Source organism: Salipiger sp. HF18 (assembly GCF_011806505.1).
In the GTDB taxonomy this organism is placed as follows: Bacteria; Pseudomonadota; Alphaproteobacteria; order Rhodobacterales; family Rhodobacteraceae; genus Salipiger; species Salipiger thiooxidans.
Genome location: NZ_JAATOS010000641.1, coordinates 1 through 1,940, shown reverse-complemented (window position 1 = coordinate 1,940; position 1,940 = coordinate 1). Strand labels below are relative to the sequence as shown.

Below are 1,940 nucleotides of genomic sequence, written 5' to 3'. Positions count from 1 at the left end.
CTCGACCCGGGCCATGGATTTCGCCATCGACCTTGCGCTCGACATGCCCGAGAACGAGCGCCGCGCCCGGATGGAACTGCTGCGCGCCGCGGTCGCCAAGCGCGACACCCATCACTGGGCCAAGGATCAGCTGGCGATGCTGTCGCCGAAGAACTTTGGCGACGGAACGGGCGGGTCGGTCGAAGCGGCCTGACCCCCGCACCCTCGCGCAGACAAAAGAACGGGCCGCAAATCGGGCGGCCCGCCTGCGTTGCGACCCCTGACAGAAGGTCGTCCGCGTGGTCACATCTTCACTCTGCGGCTTCGCGCATCCGCATCGGCATCCGGTCGATCACCGCGAACAGCTCTTCCGGCGACAGCACACTGTCCTGTTCGAGCTTCACGCCACCGTCCTTGCCGACCAGCACCAGCTTGAAGCCGCCGGGCTGGAACCCCTGCCGCAGCGGCGAGGGGGATCGCGGTTCGAGATCGCTCAGGACCACGATGTCCCGCTCGGCCAGCGCCTGCGAGGATTGCTGCAGCAGAGTCATCTGGCGGCGATAGTCGGGATCCTCGCCCGAGCTCGCGAAGATCAGCACCGGACGCTTTTCCCAGCGCATCCCGGCAAGGTCGCGGGCCTCGGGAGAGAGCCGCTGGAAGAGCTCGGTGGCGGCAGCGGCCTGCGTGGCCATGGCACCCGCCATCACGGCCACGCCCATCTTCGTCATCATTCGAATGCGGCCCATGCGGGTGATCTCCTCCTTGACGCCGGCTTCTCCTTGACGCCGGCTTCGAACGTCTACGCGCGGGCGAGCCTCCGGGTTCCCGCCGAGACGCACAATCGCCCTGCCCCACGGTCACGGCTGCGTCAGGACCGGCCCAAAGCGAAACGGCCGCCCCCGGAGGGACGGCCGCTGCAGTCTGTCGTGAAGGCCTGAGAGCGCTCAGCCGTGGGCGGCGACCTGCGGCTGGGCACCGCCGCGCAGCGCGGTCAGTTCCTCGGCCACGAGGAAGGCCAGCTCCAGCGACTGCGAGGCGTTGAGACGCGGGTCGCAGGCGGTGTGGTAGCGGTCGCTCAGGTTCTCTTCCGAGACCGCGAAGACGCCGCCGGTGCATTCGGTCACGTCCTGGCCGGTCATCTCGAAATGCACGCCGCCCGGGATGGTGCCCTGCTCGCGGTGCACGGCGAAGAACTCGCGCACTTCGCTCAGCACCGAGTCGAAGGGACGGGTCTTGTAGCCGCTCGCCGACTTGATGGTGTTGCCGTGCATCGGATCGCAGACCCAGAGCACGTTGGCGCCTTCCGAACGCACGGTCTCGATGAGACGCGGCAGGTGGTCGGCGGCCTTGCCCGCGCCGAAGCGGGTGATCAGCGTCAGCCGGCCCGGATCGTTCAGCGGGTTCAGCTTGGCCATCAGCACCTTGAGGTCCTCGGAGGTCATCGAGGGGCCGCACTTCAGACCGATCGGGTTCATCACGCCGCGGGCGAACTCCACGTGCGCGCCGTCGGGCTGACGGGTGCGGTCGCCGATCCAGATCATGTGGCCCGAGCCCGCGATCCACTTGCCCGAGGTCGAGTCGATACGGGTCAGCGCCTCTTCGTACTCGAGCAGCAGAGATTCATGGCTGGTGTAGAAGTGCACCTGGTGCAGCGACGCCGAGGTGTTGCTGTCGACGCCCGCCGCCTTGATGAAGTCCAGCGTGTCCGAGATGCGGTTGGCCATGTCGCGGTAGCGCGCGGCCTTCTCGCCCTCGGTGAAGCCCAGCGTCCACTGGTGCACCTGATGTACGTCGGCATAGCCGCCGGTCGAGAACGCGCGGATCAGGTTCAGCGTGGCAGCCGCCTGCGTGTAGGCCTGCAGCATCTTCTGCGGGTTGGGCTTGCGCGCCTCGGGCGTGAAGGCCAGCTCGTTGATGATGTCGCCGCGGAAGCTCGGCAGCTCGATGCCGTCCACCGTCTC

2 protein-coding genes and 1 pseudogene are annotated in these 1,940 nt (G+C 67.7%); 1 reads left to right on the top strand and 2 read right to left on the bottom strand.

Annotated elements, in window-relative coordinates; genetic code table 11:
• Positions 1–193, top strand: a pseudogene (locus HC022_RS25280) (trehalose-6-phosphate synthase); the annotation flags it as partial.
• Between the two features lie 97 nt (positions 194–290).
• Here HC022_RS25280 and HC022_RS25275 read toward each other — a convergent pair.
• Together HC022_RS25275 and HC022_RS25270 are read right to left on the bottom strand one after the other, a co-directional pair.
• Entirely contained in the window at positions 291–725 is a 435-nt protein-coding gene (locus HC022_RS25275) for a DUF4174 domain-containing protein (protein WP_167454227.1), read from the bottom strand.
• Positions 726–923: 198 nt separating this feature from the next.
• The coding region (locus HC022_RS25270) for a 3-deoxy-7-phosphoheptulonate synthase (RefSeq protein WP_167454226.1) at positions 924–1,940 on the bottom strand (1,017 nt) is incomplete at its 5' end.